At 72.6% G+C, this 26,758-nt stretch carries 19 protein-coding genes; 8 read left to right on the top strand and 11 right to left on the bottom strand.

The window, feature by feature from the left end:
- Positions 1-102: 102 nt before the first annotated feature.
- Positions 103-420 (top strand): DUF3817 domain-containing protein, encoded by a 318-nt coding sequence (locus tag ACFXAM_RS00355; protein ID WP_380286769.1) that lies wholly within the window; start codon positions 103-105, stop codon positions 418-420.
- Between the two features lie 92 nt (positions 421-512).
- Here the strand turns inward: ACFXAM_RS00355 and ACFXAM_RS00350 are convergent, their stop codons facing one another.
- Together ACFXAM_RS00350 and ACFXAM_RS00345 are read right to left on the bottom strand one after the other, a co-directional pair.
- The gene (locus ACFXAM_RS00350) at positions 513-2,123 is read right to left on the bottom strand and encodes a M4 family metallopeptidase (protein WP_380286699.1); all 1,611 of its coding nucleotides are present in this window, start codon (positions 2,121-2,123) and stop codon (positions 513-515) included.
- Positions 2,124-2,526: 403 nt separating this feature from the next.
- Entirely contained in the window at positions 2,527-4,164 is a 1,638-nt protein-coding gene (locus tag ACFXAM_RS00345; protein ID WP_380286698.1) for a M4 family metallopeptidase, read from the bottom strand.
- A 491-nt stretch (positions 4,165-4,655) separates the two neighbouring features.
- Between ACFXAM_RS00345 and ACFXAM_RS00340 the strand changes: the two genes are divergently transcribed.
- From ACFXAM_RS00340 to ACFXAM_RS00330, 3 genes are all read left to right on the top strand, one after another.
- Positions 4,656-5,195, top strand: a complete 540-nt coding sequence (locus ACFXAM_RS00340; RefSeq protein WP_380286697.1) for a MarR family winged helix-turn-helix transcriptional regulator — start codon at positions 4,656-4,658, stop codon at positions 5,193-5,195.
- Between the two features lie 77 nt (positions 5,196-5,272).
- The gene (locus tag ACFXAM_RS00335; protein ID WP_380286696.1) at positions 5,273-5,614 is read left to right on the top strand and encodes a DUF3817 domain-containing protein; all 342 of its coding nucleotides are present in this window, start codon (positions 5,273-5,275) and stop codon (positions 5,612-5,614) included.
- A gap of 179 nt (positions 5,615-5,793) precedes the next feature.
- Positions 5,794-7,479 (top strand): methylmalonyl-CoA mutase, encoded by a 1,686-nt coding sequence (locus ACFXAM_RS00330; protein WP_380286695.1) that lies wholly within the window; start codon positions 5,794-5,796, stop codon positions 7,477-7,479.
- 97 nt (positions 7,480-7,576) lie between these two features.
- Here ACFXAM_RS00330 and ACFXAM_RS00325 read toward each other — a convergent pair whose 3' ends face one another.
- Positions 7,577-8,227, bottom strand: coding sequence for a TetR/AcrR family transcriptional regulator (locus tag ACFXAM_RS00325; protein WP_380286694.1), 651 nt, complete (start codon positions 8,225-8,227; stop codon positions 7,577-7,579).
- 364 nt (positions 8,228-8,591) lie between these two features.
- Between ACFXAM_RS00325 and trxA the strand changes: the two genes are divergently transcribed.
- The 4 genes from trxA (at position 8,592) to ACFXAM_RS00305 (ending at position 13,014) form a co-directional block, all read left to right on the top strand.
- Positions 8,592-9,590: a thioredoxin gene (gene trxA / locus ACFXAM_RS00320; RefSeq protein ID WP_380286693.1), complete on the top strand. Its 999-nt coding sequence runs from the start codon at positions 8,592-8,594 to the stop codon at positions 9,588-9,590.
- A gap of 600 nt (positions 9,591-10,190) precedes the next feature.
- Positions 10,191-10,853: a DUF6230 family protein gene (locus ACFXAM_RS00315; protein ID WP_380286692.1), complete on the top strand. Its 663-nt coding sequence runs from the start codon at positions 10,191-10,193 to the stop codon at positions 10,851-10,853.
- A 128-nt stretch (positions 10,854-10,981) separates the two neighbouring features.
- Positions 10,982-11,602 (top strand): DUF6114 domain-containing protein, encoded by a 621-nt coding sequence (locus ACFXAM_RS00310; protein WP_380286691.1) that lies wholly within the window; start codon positions 10,982-10,984, stop codon positions 11,600-11,602.
- Entirely contained in the window at positions 11,599-13,014 is a 1,416-nt protein-coding gene (locus ACFXAM_RS00305) for a hypothetical protein (RefSeq protein ID WP_380286690.1), read from the top strand. The genes ACFXAM_RS00310 and ACFXAM_RS00305 overlap by 4 nt, the downstream gene beginning before the upstream one ends.
- Before the next feature lie 75 nt (positions 13,015-13,089).
- Here the strand turns inward: ACFXAM_RS00305 and pyk are convergent, their stop codons facing one another.
- From pyk to ACFXAM_RS00265, 8 genes are all read right to left on the bottom strand, one after another.
- Positions 13,090-14,517, bottom strand: a complete 1,428-nt coding sequence (gene pyk, locus ACFXAM_RS00300) for a pyruvate kinase (RefSeq protein ID WP_380286689.1) — start codon at positions 14,515-14,517, stop codon at positions 13,090-13,092.
- A gap of 93 nt (positions 14,518-14,610) precedes the next feature.
- Positions 14,611-15,843: an acetate kinase gene (locus ACFXAM_RS00295; protein WP_380286688.1), complete on the bottom strand. Its 1,233-nt coding sequence runs from the start codon at positions 15,841-15,843 to the stop codon at positions 14,611-14,613.
- The gene (gene pta, locus ACFXAM_RS00290) at positions 15,840-17,987 is read right to left on the bottom strand and encodes a phosphate acetyltransferase (protein ID WP_380286687.1); all 2,148 of its coding nucleotides are present in this window, start codon (positions 17,985-17,987) and stop codon (positions 15,840-15,842) included. Before pta ends, ACFXAM_RS00295 begins: the two co-directional genes overlap by 4 nt.
- A 126-nt stretch (positions 17,988-18,113) precedes the next feature.
- Entirely contained in the window at positions 18,114-18,788 is a 675-nt protein-coding gene (locus tag ACFXAM_RS00285) for a hypothetical protein (RefSeq protein WP_380286686.1), read from the bottom strand.
- 49 nt (positions 18,789-18,837) lie between these two features.
- Positions 18,838-21,225, bottom strand: coding sequence for a 1,4-alpha-glucan branching protein GlgB (gene glgB, locus ACFXAM_RS00280; RefSeq protein ID WP_380286685.1), 2,388 nt, complete (start codon positions 21,223-21,225; stop codon positions 18,838-18,840).
- Positions 21,226-21,266: 41 nt separating this feature from the next.
- Positions 21,267-22,757, bottom strand: a complete 1,491-nt coding sequence (locus ACFXAM_RS00275; protein WP_380286684.1) for a phosphotransferase — start codon at positions 22,755-22,757, stop codon at positions 21,267-21,269.
- 242 nt (positions 22,758-22,999) lie between these two features.
- Complete coding sequence (treS, locus tag ACFXAM_RS00270; protein WP_380286683.1) at positions 23,000-24,724, bottom strand: maltose alpha-D-glucosyltransferase; 1,725 nt, start codon at positions 24,722-24,724, stop codon at positions 23,000-23,002.
- Positions 24,721-26,676, bottom strand: coding sequence for an alpha-1,4-glucan--maltose-1-phosphate maltosyltransferase (locus ACFXAM_RS00265; protein ID WP_380286682.1), 1,956 nt, complete (start codon positions 26,674-26,676; stop codon positions 24,721-24,723). Before ACFXAM_RS00265 ends, treS begins: the two co-directional genes overlap by 4 nt.
- Positions 26,677-26,758: the final 82 nt, after the last annotated feature.

Below are 26,758 nucleotides of genomic sequence, written 5' to 3'. Positions count from 1 at the left end.
CACCCCGGCGGCGGGTTCGGACGTGTGCTCGGTGATAATGGAGCGAATCCTTGTGAGTCCGTTCACAAGCGATCTCCGAGCCCCCCGCGTATCGAGGTACCCATCGTGAACAGCAGCGCCGTCCACCGCCTGCGCCTGGTCTCCGGCCCCGAAGGGGTCTCCTTCCTGCTCCTGCTGCTCTGCTCGGTGCTCAAGCGCACCACCGACTTCAATGCCGTGCCGGTGATGGGCATGATCCACGGGATCCTGTTCATCCTGTACGTGGTCTTCTGGATCATGGCGTGGCAGACGCAGAAGTGGGACGTCAAGCGCGGCGCCCTGCTGTTCGTCCTCTCGGTGCTGCCCGGCGGCGGCTTCGTGGCCGAGCGGATGCTCGCCAAGGAGGAGCGCGGCGAGGCCCTGGCACCGGCCGCGGCCTGACCCTCTCCCGAACGTGCCGGCAGGCTGCCGGGGCCTCCTCTCCCAATGGGCCCCGGCAGCCTGCCGTCTTTCCGGTGGTGGTCAGTCGGCGGTCAGTTGACGCCCACCGCGCTCCAGGCCGCGGCCACCGTCTTGTACTCGGGGGTGTTGACGCCGCCGAAGAGGTCCGCCGCGGCGGACAGCGTGCCGGTGCGGGCGCCCTTGTAGTTGGTGCTGGAGGTGAAGTACACGGTCAGCGCCCGGTACCAGATGGCGGCGGCCTTGTCGCGGCCGATGCCGGTGACGGTCGAGCCGTTGGAGGTCGGGCTGTTGTAGGTGACGCCGTTGATGGTCTTGGTCCCGCTGCCCTCGCTGGCCAGGTAGAACCAGTGGTTGGCCACGCCCGAGGAGTAGTGGACGTCGATGCTGCCGATGCCGGAGTACCAGGTGTCCTTGGACGAGCCGTCCTTGGAGGGCTTGTCCAGGTAGCGCAGCGGCTGGCCGTTGCCGAAGATGTTGATCTTCTCGCCGATGAGGTAGTCCGGCACGTCGACCGGCAGGTTGGCGTACCACTCGACCATGGTGCCGAAGATGTCCGAGGTGGCCTCGTTGAGGCCGCCGGACTCGCCGGAGTAGGTCAGGTTGGCGGTCGCCGAGGTGACGCCGTGGCTCATCTCGTGGCCGGCCACGTCGAGGGCGGTCAGCGGGTTGACGTTGCCGCTGCCGTCGCCGTAGGTCATGCAGAAGCAGGAGTCCTGCCAGAAGGCGTTGACGTAGGCGTTGCCGTAGTGCACCCGGTTGCTGGCGCCGACGCCGTTGTTCTTGATGCCGGTGCGGTTGTAGGTGTTCTTGTAGAAGTCCCAGGTGACGCCGGTGCCGAACTGCGCGTCGACCGCGGCGGACTGGGTGTCGGAGGCGGTGCCGTTGCCCCAGTTGTTGTCCGCGTCGGTGTACAGCGCGTTGCCGCTCTTGGCGTTGCCGGTCCACTGGTTGCCGCGGGACGGGTCCTTGAGCTGGTAGGTGGAGCCGCTCTGGGTGGTGTTGAGGGTGACGGTGCCGACGTGCACGCCCTTGCCGGTGCCGTTGACGGTCTGCACCTCCTCGTGGGTGGAGAGCACCTGGCCGGTGGCGTCGTCGGTGAGCAGCCGCTGGCTGCTCGGGGTGCCGTCGGCCCGCTCGCCGTGGACCACGGTCTGGTAGGCCAGCCGCGGGCTGCCGTCGCCCGCCCAGACCACCAGGGAGGGGGCGCTCGCGCCGTCGACCCTGGTGACCGGGGAGGCGTCCTTGTCGGTCGGGGCGATGCCGACGGTGGCCCGGACCGAGGCGACGGCCTGGTCGGAGGCGGCGGCGGAGGAGAGCGCCGGGGTGAGGCTCGGCAGCGCGAGCCGGCCGTCGAAGGCCCGGTCCACCGCGGTGATCGTGCCGTTGGCCTTCTGGTGGACGACGAGGTCGCCGCCGAGGACCGGCAGGCCGGCGTAGGTGCGGTCGTAGCGCAGGTGGCGGGTGCCGTTGGCGTCGACCACGACGTCCTTCACGACCAGCTGCTCCTGGCCGCCGAGGGCGAGCGCCCTGGCGACCGGCGCGGCCTGCTGCCCGGCCAGCGCGATGAGCGACGCCTGCTGCGGGACGGGCGCGGCCTGGGCCGGGGCGGCGGCGACCTGGATGGCGCCGGCCAGCAGGGCGGAGGCGGAGAGTACGGCGCCGGCTGTCAGCTTTCGCTTCACGAGCGGGTTCCTTCCACGAAACCGCGGGTGCGCGGTCACGCCTCGTACCGGGGCGCCGGGGTTGGCGCCAGGGGGCGGTAGGGCGCTGACGTGCTGCTCCCGTGCGGCCTGACGCGTCGTCGATGGGTGGGGGCGACGGGCGTCCGGACGGGGCTTTGGACAGAAGCATGACAATGCAGGTCGTGAAAGGACAGGGTGCCGCCGGGGATTGGCCAGGTCTCGCCAAGTCCCTTACGGGTGATGGGGGGTGGGACAGGTGCCCGGTATGTCCGGATGGGGCCGCTGGCGGGATCCCGCCAGCCGTTGGACTTGTCGACCCGGGCCCGCGTTGCTACGCGGGCGAATGACGAGGCGTCCGGGGCCCGCCTCCCGTCGGGGACCCCGGACGCCTGCCGCGCGGCCGTCAGTTGACGTTGACGCCGCTCCACGCGGCCGCCACCGCGTTGTACTCGGCGCTGCCCGCGCCGTAGAGGTCGGCCGCCGCGCTCAGGGTGCCGGTGCGGGCCGCCTTGTAGTTGGTGGTCGAGGTGAAGTAGACGGTCAGCGCCCGGTACCAGATGGCGGCGGCCTTGTCGCGGCCGATGCCGGTGACGGTCGAGCCGTTGGAGGTCGGGCTGTTGTAGCTGACGCCGTTGATGGTCCTGGCGCCGCTGCCCTCGGCCAGCAGGTAGAAGAAGTGGTTGCCCACGCCCGAGGAGTAGTGGACGTCGAGGCCGCCCACCGAGGAGGACCAGGAGTCGGCCGAGCCGCCGTCCTTGGAGGGCTTGTCCATGTAGCGCAGCGGGGTGCCGTCGCCGTTGATGTCGATCTCCTCGCCGATGAGGTAGTCCGGCGGGTCGGCGGGGAGGTTGGCGGACCACTCGACCATGGTGCCGAAGATGTCCGAGGTGGCCTCGTTGAGGCCGCCGGACTCGCCCGAGTAGTTCAGGCCGGCGGTGGCCGAGGTGACGCCGTGGGTCATCTCGTGGCCCGCGACGTCCAGCGCGGTCAGCGGGTTGGTGTTGTTGGCGCCGTCGCCGTAGGTCATGCAGAAGCAGGAGTCGTTCCAGAAGGCGTTGACGTAGTTCCTGCCGTAGTGGACCCGGCTGGTGGCGCCGACGCCGTTGTTCTTGATGCCGTTGCGGCCGAAGGTGTTCTTGTAGTAGTCCCAGGTGGCCGCCGCGCCGAACTGGGCGTCCACCGCGGCCGACTGGCGGTTGGCGGCGGTGCCGTCGCCCCACGCGTTGTCGGTGTCGGTGAACAGGGTGCCGGAGCCGGAGGTCTTGCCCTTGAGGTCGCTGGTGGACTGGCCGCCGCGCGAGGCGTCCTTGAGCGAGTAGGACGAGCTGCCCTGGGTGGTGGTCAGCGGGACGGTGCCGACGAAGACGCCGGTGCCGGTGCCGGAGGCGGTCTGCACCTGCTCGTGGCTGGACAGCACCTGGCCGGTGGCGGCGTCGGTGACCAGCAGCAGGCTGCTGGGGGTGCCGTCGGCGCGCACGCCCTCCACGGTGGTGCGGTAGGCCAGCCGCGGGTTGCCGTCGGCGGCCCAGACGACCAGCTGGGCGGCGCCGGCCCGGTGGACCCGGGTGATCGGGGACTCGTCCTTGTCGGCGGCGATGCCCGCGGTGGACGCCACCGCGCCGGAGGCCTGGTCGGCGGCCCGGTCGGCGGGGATCGCCGGGGTCAGGCTCGGCACCGATATCCGCGCGGCGACGGCCTTGTCGACCGCCTTGACGGCGCCGTCGGCACCCTGGTGCACGACCAGGTCGCCGCCGAGCACCGGCAGACCGGCGTAGGTGCGTTCGAAGCGGAGGTGGCGCGTGCCGTCGGCGTCCACCACGGCGTCCTTGGCGACCAGCTTCTCCTGGCCGCCCAGGCCGAGGGCACCGGTCAGCGGGCCGGCCTGGCCGTTCGCCAGCGCGATCAGGCCGGCGCGGTGCTCCGCGGCCTGCGCCTGGACGGAGGGGGTGGGAGTGGCCTGGGCGGCGGTGCTCACCTGGATGACGCCGGTGAGGAGGGCGGTGGCGGAGAGTACGGCGACGGCTGCGAGCTTTCGCTTCACGTACAGGTCCTTCCGGGAAACCGCGTGTGCGCGGTCGCGCCGCGCTCCGGGGTGCCGGGGTTGGCACCTGAGGGGCGGAACGGGCGCTGACGTGCTGCTCCGTGCGGTCCACGGCGGTCACCGGCGAGTGGGGCGGTGGCCACCGGACGGGGCTGGCGGAAAGCATGACAATCCAACACGTGAAATGACAGGTCTCGTTCATGGATTGGCCAGGTTCCGCCAGTGCGACGGAAGGTGAACGGAGTGACAAAAGGGGTGAATCACCCCGTCTTTCGGCGGGTTACCACCCGAACCGCCGCCCGGCAGCGGGGCGGGCGCCGTCGAGGGGAGTCGATCGCGGCCCCCGCAGGGGAGGTCGGCGCCCGTTCACACCCCCGCAACGTGCTGGTCCGGACCTGACGGACCGCTTGGCGGGTTCCCGCCACGTGTCGCGCTTGTCCACCATCAGGACGCCTGGTAGCCCCCGCCCCGCCCGCCGGTACGGTAAGGAGGTGGCCAAGCCCCTCGCACTCGACTTCGACCCGATCGCCCGTGCCGACGAGCTGTGGACCCGCCGCTGGGGGACCGTCCCCGCGATGGCGGCGATCACCTCGATCATGCGGGCGCACCAGATCCTGCTCTCCCGCGTGGACGCGGTCCTCAAGCCGTACGGGCTGACCTTCGCCCGCTACGAGGCGCTCGTCCTGCTCACCTTCAGCCGGACCGGCGAGCTGTCGCTCTCCAAGATCGGCGAGCGCCTCATGGTCCACCCGACCAGCGTCACCAACACCGTCGACCGCCTGGAGCGGGCCGGCCTGGTGGCCCGCCGCCCCAACCCGCTGGACGGCCGCGGCGTGCTCGCCGCGATCACCGACCGGGGCCGCGAGGTCGTCGAGGGCGCCACTCGGGAGCTCATGACGATGGAGTTCGGCCTGGAGGAGTACGACGCCGACCAGTGCCGCGAGGTCTTCGACCTGCTGCGCCCGCTGCGGGTGGCGGCGGGCGACTTCGCCGAGCCGCCGGGCGAGGGGCCTGCGCTGCCGGAGGCGTGAGGGCGGCTACCCTCGTGTGAGCGGTGCGCGGATCAGGACGTACCCCCCCGATGCTGCCGAGCGAGGCGATGTAGACGATGAAGGCGACCCCCCTGCTGGGCTGGTACCGCGCCCTGGCCATTGCGACCGGTGTGGCGCTGCTGGTGTTCTGCGGCTTCATGGTCGCGAAGTACGGCTTCGACGCGGCCGAGGACCTGACCACCTACGTCGCGATGCTGCACGGCTACCTCTACATCGGGTACTTCGTGGTGACCTTCATGCTCGGCCAGAAGCTGAAGTGGCCGCTGGGCCGGATGGTCTTCTTCCTGGCCGCCGGCTGCATCCCGTTCGCCTCCTTCGTCGCCGAGCGCAAGGTGGTCGCCGAGGCCGCCGCCAAGCTGCCCTCCGGCGACGCCGCCCGCCAGCCGGCCGGCGTCTGAGCCGCGGAGCCCTCGGGGCGCCCTTCCCCGCACGGGGGAGGGCGCCCTTTCCGTTCGTCCCGGCACTCCGGGCGCGGTGTCCGTCGACAAGTACTAGGACGTCCGAGTAAATTAGTAGGACGTCCTAACAGCTGTGCCGCCCGCTGGCGTGGCGGCCGTACGGAGCGGAGTTCGGGGTCATGGACGCCGAGGAGATCGAGCGCGGACGGCAGCGCTGGCAGCAGCGGTACGACAGCGCCCGCAAGCGGGACGCGGACTTCACCACCCTCTCCGGGGACGAGGTCGAGCCGGTCTACGGCCCGGCCCCCGGGCAGGCCCACGAGGGCTTCGAGCGGATCGGCTGGCCCGGCGAGTACCCCCACACCCGCGGCCTGCACCCGACCGGCTACCGCGGCCGGACGTGGACCATCCGCCAGTTCGCCGGCTTCGGCAACGCCGAGCAGACCAACGAGCGGTACCGGATGATCCTGGAGGCGGGCGGCGGCGGCCTCTCGGTCGCCTTCGACATGCCCACCCTGATGGGCTACGACTCCGACGACCCGCGCTCGCTCGGCGAGGTGGGCCACTGCGGCGTGGCCATCGACTCCGCCGCCGACATGGAGGTGCTGTTCCGCGGCATCCCGCTCGGCGAGGTCACCACCTCGATGACGATCAGCGGCCCGGCGGTGCCGATCTTCTGCATGTACCTGGTGGCCGCCGAGCGGCAGGGCGTCGACCCGGCGGTGCTCAACGGCACCCTGCAGACCGACATCTTCAAGGAGTACATCGCCCAGAAGGAGTGGCTCTTCGCGCCCGAGCCGCACCTGCGCCTGATCGGCGACCTGATGGAGTACTGCGCCGAGGGGATCCCGGCGTACAAGCCGCTCTCGGTCTCCGGCTACCACATCCGCGAGGCCGGGGCGACGGCCGCGCAGGAGCTGGCGTACACCCTGGCCGACGGCTTCGCCTACGTCGAACTGGGCCTGTCCCGCGGCCTGGACGTGGACGTCTTCGCGCCGGGCCTGTCCTTCTTCTTCGACGCGCACCTCGACTTCTTCGAGGAGATCGCCAAGTTCCGCGCCGCCCGCCGGATCTGGGCCCGCTGGATGCGCGACCGGTTCGGCGCGAAGAGCGACAAGGCCCAGTGGCTGCGGTTCCACACCCAGACCGCCGGGGTCTCGCTCACCGCCCAGCAGCCGTACAACAACGTGGTCCGCACCGCGGTCGAGGCGCTCTCGGCGGTGCTCGGCGGCACCAACTCGCTGCACACCAACGCCCTGGACGAGACCCTGGCGCTGCCCTCCGAGCAGGCCGCCGAGATCGCCCTGCGCACCCAGCAGGTGCTGATGGAGGAGACCGGCGTCACCAACGTGGCCGACCCGCTGGGCGGTTCCTGGTACGTCGAGGCGCTGACCGACCGGATCGAGCAGCAGGCCGAGGAGATCTTCCGGCGGATCCTGGACAAGGGCCGCGAGGACCACCCGATCGGCCCGATCACCTCCGGCATCCTGCGCGGGATCGAGGACGGCTGGTTCACCGGCGAGATCGCCGAGGCCGCCTTCCAGTACCAGCAGGCGGTGGAGAAGGGCGAGAAGCGGGTCGTCGGCGTCAACTGCCACCCGCGCAGCGTCACCCCCGAGCTGGAGATCCTGCGGGTCAGCCACGAGGTGGAGCGCGAGCAGGTCCGGGGGCTGGGTGCGCGCAAGGCGGCCCGGGACGAGGCCGCGGTCCGGGCCGGGCTGGACGCGATGCTGGCCGCCGCGCGGTCCGGTGCGTCGATGATCCCGCCGATGCTGGACGCGGTGCGGGCCGAGGCCACCCTGGGCGAGATCTGCAACGCGCTGCGCGAGGAGTGGGGGATCTACCGGGAGGCCGCCCGGTTCTGAGCCCGTCCCCGCGTGCGGAGGCCGCCCGGCACCCCTCCGAGGGGCGCCGGGCGGCCTCGGTGCGTTTCCGGGCCGCCCCCGGTCGCTCCGGCCGCCCTCAGCCGGTCGGCGGGGCCGGGAAGGTGCCGAGCAGCAGGCTTGTGAAGCGCCGGGTCCACTCGGGGGTGATCGGCTCGCCGCTGACCAGCACCCGGTGCTCGACCGTCCCGGCGATGGTGTCGAAGATGATGTCGACCTCCTCGCGGGCGGCCGCCTCGTCGCCGTCCGGGGCCAGCTCGCCGCGTGCCTGGGCGGCCGCGCGGCCCTGCCGGACGAGCCGCTTCTGCGGATCGACGATCGCCTCCCGGATCCGCCGGCGCAGCTGCCGGTCGCGGGTGCCCTCGGCGAACAGGGCGAGCAGCGCCGCCTGGCTCTCCGGGCGGGCCAGCAGCTCGGCGAACTGGGCCACCACCGCCTCGATGTCGGCCTGGAGGCTGCCCAGGTCGGGCATCACCAGCTCGTCGAAGAGGCTGGCGACCGCGTCCACCACCAGTTCGTTCTTGGACGGCCAGCGGCGGTACAGGGTGGTCTTGGCGACGCCGGCGCGGGTCGCCACGTCGCCCATGGTGAGCCCGCCCCAGCCGAGTTCGGCGAGGGCCGCGCGGGTGGCGTCCAGGATGGCGCGGTCGGCGGCGGCGCTGCGCGGGCGGCCCTTGGTCCGGGGGGCGGCTTCCGGGCTCTCCGGGACGGGTGGCTGGGGGGCCGGCACCGGGCCTCCTTGCGATTTACCGGTAAGTAACTTGGGTGGGGCTGGTAACGGTAGCGACTGTTGCGTGTCCGGGTCAGCCGGGCCGTGCGGGAAAGTGGCCCACCTCACGTCCGGCGGGGGCGGGCAGGGGTTGCGGTGGGTGCCCGGGGTCCAGTTACGCTACGACTCGTAGCGAAAGCGACGACCAGGCGCCGCGTCCCCGTGGGACGGGAGCGGCGCGGGCGCGGATGGGGATCCGCGCCGAACGGTTCAGGCTATCGGGGAGCGGCTCCGCCACTCCGGGAATCGGTACCGCGCAGCCCGCGCGGGGCGTTTTCCGGGAGGTTGGTGCCCACCAGCGGCGCGGGCGGGGGAGGATGGTGCCATGCAGCCACGGAATTCTCGTCTCAACAGTGCCGCCCTGCGTGGTGCGGTCGACCTCGCCGCGGTGAAGGCAGCCGGCGAGGCTGCCCAGAAGGCCGAGCAGGCCAGGGCCGAGCGGGCCCGCCAGGCGGCCGCCGGCGAGGCCGGGGACGCCCCGGCCGGAGCGGCCGGATACCCGCTCGTCATCGACGTCACCGAGGACACCTTCGAGGCCGAGGTGGTCCAGCGGTCCACCGAGGTGCCGGTGGTCGTCGACTTCTGGGCCGAGTGGTGCGGGCCCTGCAAGCAGCTCAGCCCGATCCTGGAGCGCCTGGCCGAGGAGTACGCCGGCCGGATCGTGCTCGCCAAGATCGACGTCGACGCCAACCAGCTGATCGCCCAGCAGTTCGGCATCCAGGGCATCCCGGCCGTGATGGCCGTGGTGGCCGGCCAGCTGGTCCCGCTGTTCCAGGGCGCCGAGAACGAGGCCAACGTCCGCAAGGTGCTGGACCAGCTGATCCTCGTCGCCGAGCAGCGCTTCGGCATCGTCGGCACCGGCGGCGCGCCTGTCGAGGGCGGCGCGGAGGCCGCCGCCCCGCGCCGGCCGGAGGACCCGGCGCTGGCCGCGGCCCACGACGCGCTCGACCAGGGGGACCTGGGCGGGGCGATCCGTGCCTACCAGAACGTGCTGGCCGACCAGCCGGGCAACACCGAGGCCAAGGTCGGCCTCGCCCAGGCCCAGCTGCTCCAGCGGGTCGAGGGCCTGGACCTCCAGGCCGTCCGGGCGGCCGCCGCGGCCGACCCGAAGGACGTCGGGGCCCAGCTTCGGGCGGCCGACCTGGACCTGGTCGGCGGCCACGTCGAGGACGCCTTCGGCCGGCTGGTGGCGACGGTCGGCAAGACCTTCGGCGAGGACCGGGACGCCGCCCGGCTGCGGCTGCTGGAGCTGTTCGAGGTGATCGGCCCGGAGGACCCGAGGGTCACCGCGGCGCGCCAGGCGCTGGCCCGGGTGCTGTTCTGAAGTCCCGCCGGTGACACGGCTGATGACCTGCGGTGCCGCTGGTGATTTGGCGACAATCCGGTCATCGGCTCTGAGGTTTACCAAATCTTGACAACACCCGTGGACGGTCACGACATGTGACCGTCCACGGGTGTTTCACTGATGTTTCCGAGGGATTTCGCCCCCACGAATCCTCCATTTCGTCACTCTGCGTGCCCGTGGCGCCGATTTCATGATCATTCGCGCCCGTGTGGGATTACCCGTCAGTAATGCGACCTCTTGTGCTTCGTCCGGGATTCGAGCAGCATCGGCACGCCCGGTCCCCACACTTCGACCCCCGCCGGCAGCCGGTCGGCGGACCCGGAGGAGGGGATCCCCACCGGGCGGCCGGCGGTCCTGCCGCCGGCGAGAGGGCAGGGGGGTGTCCGCTCCCACGGCGGTTCCTGTCCTTCGCACGGCCGCGCTGCCCGCGCGGTCGCTGGTTGTCGCTCGGGGGGACCGTCCGTGTCGTCACGGCGCTCTCCGCTACCGAGGACGTAGCTCTCTCCCATCCCAGGCCCCCGTCGGTGCGGATCCCGCCACCGGGGGGCCGGAGATGTACGTCCCAGAAGGAGGACACGCATGTCCAAGACCTACGGCAAGACCCGCTGGAAGCGCTTCGCCCTGGTGATGGTGCCGAGCCTCGCGGCCACCGCCGCCGTCGGCGTCGGCCTGGCGAACAGCGCGCTGGCCGCCTCGTTCAGCATCTCGGGCCAGCAGTTCAAGGTCTCCGCCAAGGAGCTGCACGGCACCAACTTCGCGCAGTTCGGCTCGATCGACGTGCAGACCGACAAGACGACCCACCCGGTCGCGGTCTCGGCCTTCGACACCGCCCGGATCAAGGGCCTGTGCCAGTCGCTGGTCACCGACCCCAACGTGATCCCGCTGCCCTTCAAGCTCCCGAAGGTCACCCTGCGCCTGGAGGCCGGCGACAGCGACCAGAAGGAGCGTCAGGTCGACGCCGCCAACCTGCTGATCGACCTCGACTCCCTGGAGGCCGACGCCGAGTTCGGCAACATCAACATCGGCCAGGACGCCTCCACCCTCAAGGGCGAGGCGACCAAGCACTGGACGTCCGCGCTCGGCTCCGGCCTGCCCAGCGGCAAGACCGGTTTCGCGCAGGCCGCCGACACCGCCGACCTGACCGGTGTGAAGCAGACCGCGTGGGCCACCTCGGCGGGCACCTTCAAGCTCCGCGGCCTGAAGCTCAACCTCTACACCGACGACAGCCACGAGTGCTTCTGAGCCGGCTCCTCGGTTGACCGGCTGACCGCCTGACGGCGGGTCGGGGGCCGGGGGCGGTGGCCACGGGGCCGCCGTCCCCGGGCTCCCCCTTTCTGTTTCACCTCGTCACACCATCGAGGAGCTGCTCCGTGTCCAGCACCCTTGCCGAGCCGCGGCCCGTCGAACGCGAGAACCCCCTGAGGTGGGCGCGCCGGGTGTTCCGTGACTTCCGCCGCTCCCGGCCGTTCTGGGGCGGGCTGCTGGCCGTCCTCGCCGGCGTCCCGATCATGTACTTCCCGTACGCCAACCTGTCGTTGAACGGCATGACGATCGCGATGGCCACCACGGCCGGCGCGGGGTCGCTGATCATCGGGGTGCTGCTGGTCGTGCTCGGGCTGACCGGGTGGTTCCAGCCGGTCGTCCGGGTCTTCGCGGGGATCGCCACCACGCTGCTCACCCTGGTCTCCATCCCGGTCTCCAACCTCGGCGGTTTCGGGCTGTCGATCCTGCCGGGCCTGATCGGCGGCGGCCTGATGATCGCCTGGGCGCCGCTGCCGGAGGCCGACCCGGCCGAGGCCGACGCGACCGCCTCCGGCGCGACCGCCGCCGACACGACCGTCCTCGCCGCGACCGCCGCCGGGGAGCCGGCCGCCGCGGCCGTCGCGGACCACCCCGCCGTCGAGGAGCCCGCCGCCGCCCAGCAGCCCCCGGCCGCCGCCGGGGGGACCGTCCCGGCGCAGCAGGCCGGCGAGCCGAAGGAGATCCGGTGAGCGAGCCGCGCGAGGAGCTTCCGCAGGCCCCGGCGCAGCGCTCGCCCCGGCACGCGGCGCCCCGCACACCGGTGCGGGTCCGGCTGCGCGGACGGGCGCTGGCGATGGCCGCGGTGCCGACCGCGCTGCTGATGGCCGCCGCCTACACGCCGAACCCGGCGATCGCCGAGTCCACCGCCGGCAAGCCGTGCGCCACCGCCCCGGACACCGTGCCGCAGGCCCCCGCGCCGGCCGAGACGCCGGTGCCGAAGAGCGAGCTGCCGCCGCCGGTCCCCGGGCCGTCGGTCCCGCTGCCCGGGGCCCCGGCCACCGCGGCGCCCGCGCCGGCCGGCGATCCGGCCGCCACCCCGGCCGCCACCCCGACGACCGCACCGGAACCGGGCGCGCCCGAACCGGGCGCGACCGCACCGGCGACGACGGCGGCCGCGCGCACGACCGACGGCGGCGGGGTCGTCCGGGCCGGTCTCATCGACGACCTCGTCGGCGGCATCACCCACCTGGTCACCCCGGGCGGCACGGCGAGCCCCACCGCCACCGCGGGCCCGTCCACCGGGGCGCGCGCCGCGGCCCCGGCCCCGACCGCCGAGCCCCCGGCGCCGACGGTCACCCCGACGGCCGCCCCGAGCGCCCCGAGCGCCCCGGGCGCCGAGCCCACGGGCACACCGGCCGGCACCACCGCGCCCACGCCCCCGACCACCCCGGGGACGACCGCGCCGACCGCCCCGGCCACGCCGACCGCCTCGACGGCCCCGGCGGGCCCGAAGACGTCCGGCACGCCGTCCGCGTCGGCGAAGCCCTCCGCCGCCGCGAAACCGACCGCGTCCGGCAGCCCCTCGGCCACCGCGTCGAAGGACCCGAACTGCCTGGTCGACACCAAGGCGCTCGCCCCGAACGGCAAGCCGGCCGACAACCCGATCCTGGTCCCGGACCAGAACTGGACCCTGCAGACCACCCGGCTCGCCCTGAACCACGCCGTCCTGCTCGGCGTGGTCGACGTCCGGTCGCCCACCGGCACCAAGCGGGTGCTGAAGTTCGAGGTGGAGAGCGTCGACATCGAGAACCTGCACATGTCGACGCTGCAGGGCAACGGCAAGACCTTCCACGTGAAGGGCGGGCCCGGCTCGGTCTCGACCATGCGCAAGGGCCCGGTCACCATGTACGTGGAGCGGCTCTCCGGCCACCTGGCCAAGGTGCTGGGCCTGCCGGTCCCGATCGACCTCGGCGAGCTCACCCTCACCCCGGACGGCCCGCTGCCACAGTGGCTGTACGACCTGATCGGCCAGCTCCAGGTGCCGCTGTGGATCGAGCTGACCGGGGTGACCGCGATCCAGTCGGGCCAGTTCGGCGGCACCCTGAAGATCCCCGGCATGCGGCTCTACAACGACGACCTGCCCTACCCCGGGAACGCCTGAGCCGGGGCCCCGGACGCCCGTGGGGCGGCCCCTCCCGTCCGGAGGGACCGCCCCACGGGCGTGTTCCGCGCGGCCTCAGGCCTTGCGGGTGCCCAGGTGGTGCACCTGGACCATGTTGGTGTTGCCGGGGATGCCGGGCGGCGAGCCGGCGGTGACGATCACGGTGTCGCCCTCGCCCAGCTCGCTGATGCGCAGCAGCTCGCGGTCGACCTGCGCGACCATCTCGTCGGTCGTCTCCACCTGCTCGGTGACATGGGCCTCGACGCCCCAGCTCAGCGAGAGCTGGTTGCGGGTGGCGTGGTCCGGGGTGAAGGCGATCACCGGGATCGGCGAGCGGTAGCGGGAGAGCCGGCGCGCGGTGTCACCGGACTTGGTGAACGCGACCAGCGCCTTGCCGTTCAGGAAGTCGCCCAGCTCGCACGCGGCGCGGGCGATGGAGCCGCCCTGGGTGCGCGGCTTGCGGCCCGGGTTGAGCGGCTGGAGGCCCTGGGAGAGCAGCTCCTCCTCGGCCTTCTCGCAGATCCGGCTCATGGTGCGGACGGTCTCGACCGGGTACTTGCCGACGCTGGACTCGGCGGACAGCATGACCGCGTCGGTGCCGTCCAGGATGGCGTTGGCGACGTCGGAGACCTCGGCGCGGGTCGGGCGCGAGGCGTGGATCATCGACTCCATCATCTGGGTGGCGACGATGACCGGCTTGGCGTTCCGGCGGGCCAGGGTGATCAGCTGCTTCTGGACCAGCGGCACCCGCTCCAGCGGGTACTCGACGGCCAGGTCGCCGCGGGCCACCATGATCGCGTCGAAGGCGAGGACGATCTCCTCCATCGCCTCGACGGCCTGCGGCTTCTCGATCTTGGCGATGACCGGCACCCGGATGCCGACCTCGTCCATGACCTCGTGCACGTCCTTGATGTCCGCGGCGTTGCGGACGAAGGACAGGGCCACCATGTCGACGCCCAGGCGCAGGGCGAAGCGCAGGTCGTCCTTGTCCTTCTCGGACAGGGCGGGCACGTTCACGGCCGCGCCGGGCAGGTTGATGCCCTTGTTGTTCGAGAGCACGCCGCCCTCGACGACCACGGTCCTCACCCGCGGGCCGTCGACGCTGACGACCTCCAGGGCGATGACGCCGTCGTTGATCAGGACGGGGTCACCGGGCTTGACGTCGCCCGGCAGGCCCTTGTACGTGGTTCCGCAGATGTGCTGGTCACCGGGGACGTCCTCGGTGGTGATGGTGAACTCGTCGCCGTTGTCGACGGTCACCGGACCGTTGGCGAAGGTCGCCAGACGGATCTTGGGGCCCTGGAGGTCGGCCAGAACGCCGATGGTCTTGCCGGTGTCCTCCGAGACCTGGCGGACCTTGCGGTACCGCTCCTCGTGGTCCGCGTGGGTGCCGTGGCTCATGTTCAGTCGGGCGACGTTCATGCCCGCTTCGACGATGGCCTTGAGCTGTTCGTAGGAGTCCGTCGCGGGACCCAGGGTGCAGACAATTTTCGCTCGGCGCATATCGATCAGTCTATCCGTTCGTGTTATTGGTGCATTCGGCGCGAATGGAGAGGAATCGCCGGCCGGGAGTCCGCGGACCGAGACGACGAGGGGTCAGTTTCCGGACAGCTGGTGCACCAGGGCGAAGGCCTGCCGGGCGATCTCCAGCTCCTCGTCGGTGGGGACGACGGCGACCGTGACCCGCGCACGGCCCCCCGAGGGGAGCAGGGCGGGGGAGATGATCCTCGGCTCGCGCGAGCGTACCGAGTTGAGCTCCGGGTCGACGGCGATGCCGAGCTCCTCCAGCCCGGCCGTGGCGGCCGCCCGCACCGGCGCCGCGTTCTCCCCGACGCCCGCCGTGAAGGCGATCGCGTCCACCCGGCCGAGCACCGCGTAGTACCCGCCGATGTACTTGCGCACCCGGTGGACGTACGTGTCGAAGGCCAGCTTCGCGTCCGCGTCGCCGTCGTCGGCGCGGCGCATGATCTCGCGCATGTCGTTGTCGCCGCACAGGCCCAGCAGGCCGCTGCGGCGGTTCAGCAGGTCGTCGATGCCGTCGATCGACAGCCCGCCGACCCGGTGGAGGTGGAACACCACGCCCGCGTCGATGTCACCCGAACGAGTGCCCATCACCAGGCCCTCCAGGGGGGTCAGGCCCATCGAGGTGTCCATGCAGCGGCCGCCGCTCACCGCCGAGGCGGAGGCGCCGTTGCCCAGGTGCAGCACGATCACGTTGACCTCGGCCGGGTCTTTGCCGAGCAGCCGGGCGGTGGCCCGCGAGACGTACTGGTGCGAGGTGCCGTGGAAGCCGTAGCGGCGCACCCGGTGCTCGTCGGCCACCGCCTTGTCGATCGCGTACCGGGCCGCGTGCTCGGGCATCGAGGCGTGGAAGGCGGTGTCGAAGACGGCCACCTGCGGCAGGTCCGGCCGCAGCGCCCGGGCCACCTCGATGCCGGTGATGTTGGCCGGATTGTGCAGCGGCGCCACCGGGATCAGCCGGCGGATCTCCTTGAGCACGTCGTCGGTGATCACGGTCGGCTCGGTGAAGCGCAGCCCGCCGTGCACCACCCGGTGGCCGATCGCGGCCAGCTGGGGCGAGTCCAGCCCCAGCCCGTCGGCGGCCAGCTCCTCGGCCACCGCCTTGAGCGCCGCGCCGTGGTCGGGGAAGGCCTGGACGGTCTCCCGCTCCGCGCCGCCGCGCGGGGCGTGCAGCAGCCGGCCGCCCGCCTCGCCGATCCGCTCGACCAGCCCGGAGGCGAGCCGGTCGCCGTCCAGCATGTCGATCAGCTGGTACTTCACCGACGAGGAGCCGGCGTTCAGCACCAGGACCCGCGTGCCCGCACTCATGCCGTGCCCCCTTCACCGCGCGGCTGGGACCCGCGCTCCTGCGACTGGATGGCGGTGATCGCCACCGTGTTGACGATGTCCTGCACCAGCGCGCCGCGCGACAGGTCGTTGACCGGCTTGCGCAGCCCCTGCAGCACCGGGCCGACGGCGACCGCCCCGGCCGAACGCTGGACCGCCTTGTAGGTGTTGTTGCCGGTGTTGAGGTCCGGGAAGATCAGCACGCTCGCCCGGCCGGCCACCGGCGAGCCCGGCAGCTTGGTCGCCGCGACGCGCGCGTCCACCGCGGCGTCGTACTGGATCGGCCCCTCGACCAGGATGTCCGGGCGCAGCTCGCGCACCAGCTCGGTGGCCTTGCGGACCTTGTCGACGTCCGCGCCGGAGCCGGAGGTGCCGGTCGAGTAGGAGAGCATCGCGACCCGCGGCTCGACGCCGAACTGGGCGGCGGTGGCGGCCGACTGGATGGCGATGTCGGCGAGCTGCTGGGCGTCCGGGTCCGGGTTGACCGCGCAGTCGCCGTAGACCAGCACCTTGTCCGCGAGGCACATGAAGAAGACGCTGGAGACGATGGCCGCGCCCGGCGAGGTCTTGATCACCTCGAAGGCGGGCCGGATGGTGGCGGCGGTGGAGTGCACCGCTCCGGAGACCATGCCGTCGGCGATGCCCTCCTGGACCATCAGGGTGCCGAAGTAGGAGACGTCGGTGACCACGTCCAGGGCCAGCTCGACGGTCATGCCCTTGTGCGCCCGCAGCTTCGCGTACAGCTCGGCGAACTGGCGGCGCAGCGGACTGGTCGCCGGGTCGACGATCCGCACCCGGGCGCGGTCGCCGGCCGGGGCCTCGGCCGGCAGGTCGATGCCGAGGGCCGCGGCCTTGCGGCGGACGGCGTCGGCCTCGCCGAGCAGGGTGAGGTCGCAGATGTTGCGGCGCAGCAGGATCTCGGCGGCGCGCAGCACCCGCTCCTCGGTGCCCTCCGGCAGCACGACGTGCCGGCGGTCCGCCCTGGCCTGCTCCAGCAGCTCGTGCTCGAACATCATCGGGGTCACCCGCTCGGACCGGCCGGTGTCGATCAGCTTGGTCAACTCGTCGGTGTCCACGTGCAGTTCGAACAGGCCGAGGGCGATCTCGGCCTTCCGGGGGCTGGCCGCCGAGAGCTTGCCCTCCAGGTGGGTCAGCGCGGCGGCGGTGAGCCAGCTGCCCTCCGGGACGACCGCGACCGGGGTGCCGGGGGCGAGCCGGGCGGCCAGTGCCATCACGTTCGGGCCGGGGTGCTGGCCGAGGGTGAGCAGCACCCCGGCGATCGGCGGTGCGCCGGCGGCGTGCGCGGCCAGCGCGCCGATCACCAGGTCGGCGCGGTCGCCGGGGGTGACCACCAGGGCCCCCTCGGTCAGCGCGTCCAGGAAGGTCGGCAGCATCGCGCCGCCGAAGACGAAGCCCCGGACGTCGCGGGCCAGGCCGGCCGCGTCGCCGATCAGCACCTCGGCGCCGGTCGCGTCGACCAGCTGGGCGACGGTCGGCGCGGCCAGCGCCGGCTCCTCGGGGATCACGTAGGCGGGGATCGGCAGCTTCTCGGCGAGCTTGCGCCGGACCGGCTGCTCGGCGGCCGGGGCGACCCGGTTGGCGATCATCGCCAGGGTCTCGCAGCCGAGGTCGGTGTAGGCGCGGTGGGCGTTGCGCACCTCGGCGACGACCGTGTCGGCGTCCTCGCCGTGGCCGCCGACCACCGGCAGCACGGCGGCGCCGAACTCGTTGGCCAGCCGGGCGTTGAAGGCCAGCTCGTCGGGGATGTTGGTGCCGGCGAAGTCGGTGCCCAGCACCAGGACCGCCTGGCAGCGCCGCTCCAGCGCGTGGAACCGGTCCACCAGCACCGAGACCAGCTCGTCCTGCCCCTGCGCGGCCTGCAGCGCGGCGGCCTCCTCGTAGGTGAGGCCGTAGAGCTCGGTGACCGGCAGGTCCAGCCGGTACCGGGCGCGCAGCAGCTCGACCACGTGGTCGGAGCCCGCCTCCCCCGGGGACGGGGCGTGCACCAGGGGGCGGAACACCCCGACCCGGTCCACCCGGCGGGTGAGCAGTTCCATGACCCCGAGCTCCACCGCCTGCCGGCCGTCCCCGCGGTCGATCCCGGTCACGTACACGCTGCGCGCCACGTGGCTCTCTCCGTCCCGTCGTCTCAGGAAGTGGTCATATCGACCATACCTTCGCACCGTGAACCCCCGTCCGCGAGCAGAACGGCCCGGCGGGGGGCAAGGGGCCGAAGGTCCCCGGGGCGCGGCTCACGGGGAGCGGTCGGGGCCGGTGAGCCGGACGGTCACCGCGGCCGGCTGCTCGGTGAGGAAGACCTGGGTGATCCGCTTGTCCAGCAGCCAGCCGTGCCGGTGGACCAGGCTGCCGCCCGGGCCCGGCGACCAGCCGTCGGCGGTCATCCGGGCGCGCAGCCGGCGGGCCGCCTCGGCACCCGGCAGGCCCTCGGTGCTCACCACCACGAGGTCGCGGCGGCAGGCGTGCAGGCCGCAGCTGCGGTCCGGACCGGTGTCGTGCTCGACGGCGAGGCCGGGCGGCAGCGACAGCTCGGAGCGCTCGGGGGAGAAGGGTTCGTGGACGGCGAGCTGGTAGAGCAGTCCGATGACCAGGCCGACCAGGGAGTGGGCGGCGATCACGATGGTGGCCCCGGCGGCCGGCTGGCCGGACCCCCGGGCGGGCCGCGGGCCGCACCGCCGCCGCTCGGCCAGGGTGCCGAGCAGGACCACCAGCCCGGCGACGAGCGGGTAGCCGGACTGCGACTCCGCGACGGCCCGGCTGTGGAACCACTCGCGTTCCAGCCCGACCGGGATCACCGCCAGGGCGACCAGGACGACGGCGACCACCACCCCGGCCGTCCGGGTGCGGGCCAGCGCGGCCCAACAGGCCAGTGGCAGCAGAACGTAGCCCCAGCCCAGCACCAAACCCACAGAAGGCCCCCCGCCCGCTGTCGACGTCTCAGGCGGGGAGCCTAGAACGTCACGCCGGACGGAGCCAGAGGGTCGCGAGCGGCGGGAGAACCAGTTCGGCACTGCGGGGCTGGCCGTTCCAGGGTGTCGATTCGGCTTTCACCGGACGGGAGTTGGCGGTTCCGCCGCCACCGTACTCGACGGCGTCGGTGTTGAGGGCCTCCTCCCAGAGCTGGTCGCGGCCGTCCAGTTCGGGCAGGCCCACCCGGTGGGCGTGGCGGACGACGGGGGAGAAGTTGCAGACGGCGACCAGCGGGGTGCCGTCGGCGGCGTACCGGACGAAGGAGAGCAGGTTGTCCTCGGCGGCGCCGCCGTCCAGCCAGCGGAAGCCGTCCGGGGTGGCGTCCTGCTCCCAGAGCGCCGGGGTGGCGAGGTAGCACCGGTTGAGGTCGCCGACCAGCCGGCGCACGCCCCGGTGCTCCTGGTGGGCCGGCCACTGCTCGTCGAGCACCCACCACTGCGGGCCCTGCTCGTGGTGCCACTCCGCGCCCTGCGCGAACTCCTGCCCCATGAAGAGCAGTTGCTTGCCCGGGTGGGCCCACATGAAGCCCAGGTAGGCGCGGTGGTTGGCACGCTGCTGCCACCAGTCGCCGGGCATCTTGGCGACCAGCGCCTGCTTGCCGTGCACCACCTCGTCGTGCGAGATCGGCAGGATGTAGTTCTCCGAGTAGGCGTACACCATCGAGAAGGTGATCTCGTTGTGGTGGTACTTGCGGTGCACCGGGTCCTTGCTCATGTAGACCAGGGAGTCGTGCATCCAGCCCATGTTCCACTTGAGGCCGAAGCCGAGGCCGCCCTGGTCGGTGGGCCGGGTGACGCCGTCCCAGGCGGTGGACTCCTCGGCGACGGTGATCACGCCGGGGCAGCGCCGGTAGACGGTGGCGTTCATCTCCTGAAGGAAGGCGGCCGCGTCGAGGTTCTCCCGCCCGCCGTACCGGTTGGGGGTCCAGTCGCCGCTGTCGCGCGAGTAGTCGAGGTAGAGCATCGAGGCCACGGCGTCCACCCGCAGGCCGTCGACGTGGAACTCCTCGCACCAGTAGACCGCGTTGGCGACCAGGAAGTTGCGCACCTCGACCCGGCCGTAGTCGAACTCCAGGGTGCCCCAGTCGGGGTGCTCGGCGCGCTGCGGGTCGGCCGGCTCGTACAGCGGCTCGCCGTCGAAGCGGGCGAGCGCGAAGTCGTCCTTGGGGAAGTGCGCGGGCACCCAGTCGACGATGACGCCGATGCCGTGCTGGTGCAGGGTGTCGACCAGGAAGCGGAAGTCGTCCGGGCCGCCGAGCCGGGCGGTGGGGGCGTAGTAGCCGGACACCTGGTAGCCCCAGGAGCCGCCGAACGGGTGCTCCATGACCGGCATGAACTCCACGTGGGTGAAGTCCAGCTCCTTGAGGTACCGCGGGAGCTCGGCGGCGATGGCGCGGTAGCTGGTGAGGTCGGGGCGCCAGGACGGCAGGTGCAGCTCGTACACCGACATCGGGGCGCGGTGGTGCGCGGTGCGCGCCCGGCGGGCCATCCACTCGCCGTCCTGCCAGCGGTGGGTGGAGGCGGTGACGACCGAGGCGGTGCCGGGGGGGACCTGTGCGGCGCGGGCGAGCGGGTCGGCCTTGTCCAGCACCCAGCCCTGCCGGGTGTGGATCTCGTACTTGTACTGCGCGCCCTCGCCGAGGTCCGGGACGAACAGCTCCCAGACGCCGGAGGAGCCGAGCGAGCGCATCGGGTGGCCGGTGCCGTCCCAGTGGTTGAAGTCGCCGATCAGCCGGACGCCGACGGCGTTCGGCGCCCAGACGGCGAAGGCCGTGCCGGGCACGCCGTCCACGGTGCGCAGGTGCGAGCCGAGGGCGCGCCAGAGCTGCTCGTGCCGGCCCTCGGAGATGAGGTGCAGGTCGAGTTCGCCGAGGGTGGGCGGGGTGCGGTAGCCGTCGTGCTGGCGGATCGGTTCGCCACCGGGGTAGCCGACCAGCAGCCGGTAGTCGGGGGCCTGCGGGGCGGCCAGCAGGCCGGTGAACAGGCCGCCCTGCTGGTGGGTGAGCTCGACGGGGCCCTGCCCGGTCTCCACCACCACCCGCTCGGCGAACGGGCGCAGCACCCGGATCGCGGTGCCGCCGTGCACCGGGTGGGCGCCGAGCAGGGAGTGCGGGTCGTGGTGCTGGCCGCGCACCAGCCGGTCCACCTCGCCGGGCGGCAGCGGTGCCTCGGGCAGCCGCAGCGCCCCGGCGGGGACCGGGCCGGGGGCGGCGGCGGGAAGCGGGTCCGGGTCGGCGGGCCCGGCCGGGTCGGACGCGGCGGGCGCCGGCTCGGCCCGCCGGACGGTCGCGGGCTCACTCTTCGGGGAGTCCGGGCCGGCCAGGAAGGTGGCCGGCACGGAGCGGGTGGTGCGGCCTGGCGGGTCGAGCGGCGTCACGTCGGGGACCTCTCTGGAGCGGGGCGGCGGAACGGGGGACGTCAGACGGTGAGCGCCAGCCGGTTGATCGCGGCCAGCGGGATCGGCAGCCAGCTCGGCCGGTGCCGGGCCTCGTACACCACCTCGTACACCGCCTTGTCGATCTCCAGCGCGCGCATCAGCTCCGGCGAGGCGGCCGGGTCGGTGCCGCCGCCCGCCGTGTAGCCGGCGCAGAAGGCGGTGCGGTTGCGCTGCGCCCAGGCGGCGGCCAGGTGCGCCAGCTCCGGGTCGGGCGGCCCGCCGGCCAGCAGGTGGGCGGCGGCGTAGTCGAAGGAGCGGAGCATCGCGGCGACGTCCCGCAGCGCGGTCTGCGGTTCGCGCCGTTCGGCGACCGACTTGGCGGGCTCGCCCTCGAAGTCCAGCAGCACCCAGCCGTGCGGGGTGCGCATCGCCTGGCCGAGGTGCAGGTCGCCGTGGATCCGCTGGACCGGCAGGCCGTCCGGGTGGGCGTCGGCCATCTGCCGGAAGGCCGAGCGCAGCGCGCCCCGGTAGCGCATCAGCCCCGGGACGGCGGCGACCGCGCTGTCCAGCCGGTCGGCCATCGCGGTGGCCAGCTCCCGGGTCTGGGTGCGGTCCAGCCGGGCGACCGGCATCGAGCGGGCGAGCACCCGGTGCACCTCGGCGGTGGCCCGGCCGAGCCGGTGCGCCTCGATCGCGAAGTTGCCCGGCGACGGGTCGCCCTTCAGCCGGCCGACCTGGTCGAGGGCGAGCTCCCAGCCGTCCTCGGCCTCGGGGAGGTAGCGCTGGAGCAGCCCGAGGGTGGCCGGCTCGGCGCGCTCCAGGCGGCTCTCGAACCAGGCGGCGACCCGGGGGATGCGGGTCGAGCCGGCCCGGGAGAGCGCGAGCGACAGTTCGAGGTCGGGGTTGGTGCCGGGGTGGACGCGGCGGAACAGCTTGAGGATGTACGAGGTGCCGTAAATGACCGAGCTGTTGGACTGCTCGGCGGTGGAGGCGCGGCCGGGCAGGTTGGTGGGGAGCCCGGAGCCGGGGGTGCGGCGGAAGGACAGCGAGCCGAACCGGTCGCCGGTGGCCAGGTGCTCCAGCAGCCGCCCGGTGAGCTCCGGGTCGTGCACCGCGTCGTAGAGCGCCGCCCCGTCGTACGGGCCCTGGGTGAGCCGGCCGAGGACGGCGGCCGGCTCGATGCCGGCCGGGCCCTGCGAGCGGATGCCGAGCAGCAGTTGGTACAGGTCGCCGTGCGGCGCGCCGGCGGTGGCGGCGTGCTCGACCCGGAGCAGCAGGTGCAGCAGGGCGGGGTCGCCGACCTGCAGGGGGGTGCCGACCAGCGGGGTGAGGCCGGTGATCGGCCGGCCCTTCCCGGCGTACCAGCGCTGGGTGGGGAGCCACTCGGCGATCAGCGGCAGCGCCGCCTGGACGAGTTCGCTGACCCCCAGGGCGGTCCTCCGGACCCCGGTGCCCCGTGTGACGGCCGCCGCGGCGGGGCCGGCGGGGGCGTCACGGTGCAGGGGGGCTTGCGAACGGGAGGTTTCGGACATGACTCCCTTTCCCCGGAAGAGCTGGGCGGACCGCCCGACGGGTCTGGCCGGGTCCGTCAGTCTTCCGGATTGCGGCGGCGCGGCGGCGGCGGCACGCGAGCGGTGGGCCCGGGTGTCACGCCTTCGTGTGGGTGGCCGTTGGGCTGTTCTCCGTACGCGGTGGTGCAGAGACGACCGGGGGCGCGGGGTGCGAACTCGCGCCCCCGGAGGCTTCGGTGGGGCCTGCGACGGGTGCCGGATCGTTACTTCGACCGCCTGGTTCCGCTCAGCCTGGAGGGCCTGCGGAGCTGGAACCAGTAGAAGCCGTGGCCGGCGAGGGTGAGCAGGTACGGCCACTCGCCGATCGAGGGGAAGCGCACCCCGCCGATCAGCTCGACCGGATACCGCCCGCCGTACTGCCTCAGGTCCAGTTCGGTCGGCTGCGCGAAGCGGGAGAAGTTGTTCACGCACATGACCAGGTCCCCTTCGTGCTCGCGCACGAAGGCCAGCACCGCGGGGTTGCTGGAGGGCAGTTCGGTGTAGCTGCCGAGGCCGAACGCCGGGTTGAGCTTGCGGATCTCGATCATGCGACGCGTCCAGTGCAGCAGCGAACTCGAACTGCTCTGCTGCGCCTCGACGTTGGTCACCTGATAGCCGTACACCGGATCCATGATGGGCGGCAGACTGAGCCTGCCCGGGTCGGCGGAGGAGAAACCCGCGTTGCGGTCCGGGGTCCACTGCATCGGGGTCCGGACGCCGTCGCGGTCGCCCAGCCAGATGTTGTCCCCCATGCCGATCTCGTCCCCGTAGTAGAGCACCGGCGAGCCGGGCAGGGAGAGCAGCAGGGCGGTGAAGAGCTCGATCTGGTTGCGGTCGTTCTCCAGCAGCGGGGCGAGCCGCCGGCGGATGCCCACGTTGGCGCGCATCCGCGGGTCCTTGGCGTACTCGGCGTACATGTAGTCGCGCTCCTCGTCGGTGACCATCTCCAGGGTCAGCTCGTCGTGGTTGCGCAGGAAGATGCCCCACTGGCAGCCGTGCGGGATGTTGGGCGTCTTGGCGAGGATCTCCGAGACGGGGTAGCGGGACTCCCGGCGGACCGCCATGAAGATCCGCGGCATCACCGGGAAGTGGAACGCCATGTGGCACTCGTCGCCGCCGGAGGCGAAGTCGCCGAAGTAGTCGACGACGTCCTCCGGCCACTGGTTGGCCTCGGCGAGCAGCACGGTGTCCGGGTAGTTGGCGTCGATCTCCTTGCGGACCCGCTGGAGGAACTCGTGGGTCTCCGGGAGGTTCTCGCAGTTGGTGCCCTCCCGGGCGAACAGGTACGGCACCGCGTCCAGCCGGAACCCGTCGATGCCGAGGTCCAGCCAGAACCGCAGGCCCGCGATCATCTCGTCCTGGACCCGCGGGTTGTCGTAGTTGAGGTCCGGCTGGTGGGAGAAGAACCGGTGCCAGAAGTACTGCTTGCGCACCGGGTCGTACGTCCAGTTGGAGGTCTCGGTGTCGACGAAGATGATCCGGGCGTCGGGGTACTGCTTGTCGTCGTCGGCCCACATGTAGAAGTCGCCGTACGGGCCGTCCGGATCCTCCCGGGAGGCCTGGAACCACGGGTGCTGGTCGCTGGTGTGGTTCATGACGAAGTCGATGATCACCCGCATGCCGCGGGCGTGCGCGGCGTCCACGAACTCCATGAAGTCGGCGAGGTCGCCGAACTCCGGCAGCACGGCCTTGTAGTCGGAGACGTCGTACCCGCCGTCGCGCAGGGGGGAGGCGAAGAACGGCGGCAGCCAGAGGCAGTCGACGCCGAGCCACTGCAGGTAGTCGAGTTTGGACGTGAGCCCCTTGAGGTCCCCGACCCCGTCGCCGTTGCTGTCCTGGAAGGACCGCACCAGCACCTCGTAGAAGACCGCACGCTTGAACCACTCCGGGTCCAAGTTCTTCTCGGAGGTCTCGGGGAAGGTGTCGGGGACGGGCTCGTTCACTGTCACGCTGGGTTCCTCCGAACCGTGAGGAGGTGGGCCGGCTCGGCTGAGGGGTCGAGCCGGACGTAGTTGTGCCGGCCCCACGTGTAGGCGGCACCGGTGAGCTCGTCGTGGACCGCGAAGGGCCCGTCCCCGTCCAGGGTGACGGTGGCCTCCTGGGCGTGATGGGGATCCAGGTTGACCACGGTGATGAGGTGGTCGGTGAGGCCGTCGGGAGTCAGGGCGGTCTTGGAGTAGGCGAGCACCTGGTCGTTGTCGGTGGGGTGGAAGCGCAGCGAACGCAGCTGCTGGAGGGCCGGGTGACGGCGGCGCAGCCGGTTCAGGACGGTGAGCAGCGGGGCGAGGGTGTCGGTGCGGCTCCAGTCCCGGGGGCGCAGTTCGTACTTCTCCGAGTGGAGGTACTCCTCGGATCCAGGGTGGGCCGGCTCGTTCTCGTAGAGCTCGTAGCCGGCGTACACGCCGTAGCTGGGGGAGAGGGTGGCGGCCAGCACGGCGCGGATCGCGAAGGCGGCCGGGCCGCCGTGCTGGAGGAAGGCGTGCAGGATGTCCGGGGTGTTGGCGAAGAGGTTGGGCCGCATGTGGGCGGCCGCCTCGCCGGTCAGCTCGGTGAGGTACTCGGTGAGTTCCGCCTTGCCGGTGCGCCAGGTGAAGTACGTGTACGACTGGTGGAACCCGATCTTCCCCAGGGTGTGCATCATCGCGGGGCGGGTGAAGGCCTCGGCGAGGAAGAGGACGTCCGGGTCGGTGCGGGCGATGTCGGCGAGCACCCGCTCCCAGAAGACCACCGGTTTGGTGTGCGGGTTGTCGACCCGGAAGATCCGTACGCCGTGCGCCATCCAGAACCGGAGGACCCGGATCGTCTCCTTGACGATTCCGTCCATGTCCTGGTCGAAGTTGATCGGATAAATATCCTGATATTTTTTCGGCGGATTTTCGGCGTACGCGATGGTGCCGTCCGCGCGGTGGCTGAACCATTCCGGGTGCTTGTTCACCCACGGGTGGTCCGGCGAGCACTGGAGCGCGAAGTCCAGCGCCACCTCCAGGTGCAGCGCGCCGGCCTCGGTCACGAAGTGGTCGAAGTCCTCGATGGTGCCGAGGTCCGGGTGGACGGCGTCGTGGCCCCCCTCCGGCGAGCCGATCGCCCAGGGCGAGCCGACGTCGTGCGGACCGGCCGTCAGGGTGTTGTCCGGACCCTTGCGGAAGGCTCGCCCGATCGGGTGGACCGGGGGCAGGTAGACCACGTCGAAGCCCATCGCGGCGATCGCCGGCAGCCGCTCGGCGGCGGTCCGCAGGGTGCCCGAGCGGGGCGGCTCCACCCCGGCCGGGTCGACCACCGCGCCCTCCGAACGGGGGAAGAACTCGTACCAGGAGCCGAACAGTGCCCGCTCCCGGTCCACCTGGAGCGGCGCCGGCCGGGAGGCGCTCACCAGCTCGCGCAGCGGGAAGCGGCCGAGCAGCTCCAGCACCTCCGGGGCGAGCGCGGCGGCCAGCCGGGACAGCGGCGGCAGGCCCGGGTCGCGCAGCGCCTCGGCGGCGGCCAGCACCACCGCCCGGCCGTCCTTCTTGGGCACCCCGGCGGCGGCGCGCTCCAGCAGCTGGGCGCCCTCCTCCAGGACGAGCGCCGTGTCGATCCCGGCCGGCAGCTTGACCGCGGCGGCCCGGCGCCAGGTGGCCAGCGGGTCGGACCACGCCTCCACCAGGTACGACCAGCGGCCCGGGGCGGTCGGGGTGACGTACGCGCCCCACCGGTCGGTGCCCTCGGCCAGCTCGCGCATCGGCGTCCAGGGGCCGCTGCGCCCGCGCGGGTCGCGCAGCACGACATTGGCGTTCACCGCGTCGTGGCCCTCGCGGAACACGGTCGCGCTGACCAGGAAGGTCTCGCCCACCACGGCCTTGGCCGGGCGGCGGCCGGCGTCTACGAGGGGGCTGACGTCCAGGACGGGGATGCGGCCGATCACGGTGTCGCTCTCTGTCGTCGGGCGGGCGGTCTTGCGGGGGGCGGCGGGCTTGGCGCGGGCGCGCCCGGCCGCGGGCCGTGCC

This window comes from Kitasatospora sp. NPDC059462, from assembly GCF_042749955.1.
Taxonomy (GTDB): domain Bacteria; phylum Actinomycetota; class Actinomycetes; order Streptomycetales; family Streptomycetaceae; genus Kitasatospora.
Note: the sequence above shows the minus strand (reverse complement) of the source record. Positions and strands in the feature narration are given on the sequence as shown.

Coding starts and splice junctions, on each gene's coding strand:
- trxA (WP_380286693.1), top strand. CDS start 8,592: ATGCAGCCACGGAATTCTCGTCTCAACAGTGCCGCCCTGCGTGGTGCG.
- ACFXAM_RS00275 (WP_380286684.1), bottom strand. CDS start 22,757: ATGTCCGAAACCTCCCGTTCGCAAGCCCCCCTGCACCGTGACGCCCCC.
- ACFXAM_RS00330 (WP_380286695.1), top strand. CDS start 5,794: ATGGACGCCGAGGAGATCGAGCGCGGACGGCAGCGCTGGCAGCAGCGG.
- ACFXAM_RS00335 (WP_380286696.1), top strand. CDS start 5,273: ATGAAGGCGACCCCCCTGCTGGGCTGGTACCGCGCCCTGGCCATTGCG.
- ACFXAM_RS00315 (WP_380286692.1), top strand. CDS start 10,191: ATGTCCAAGACCTACGGCAAGACCCGCTGGAAGCGCTTCGCCCTGGTG.
- pyk (WP_380286689.1), bottom strand. CDS start 14,517: ATGCGCCGAGCGAAAATTGTCTGCACCCTGGGTCCCGCGACGGACTCC.
- ACFXAM_RS00295 (WP_380286688.1), bottom strand. CDS start 15,843: ATGAGTGCGGGCACGCGGGTCCTGGTGCTGAACGCCGGCTCCTCGTCG.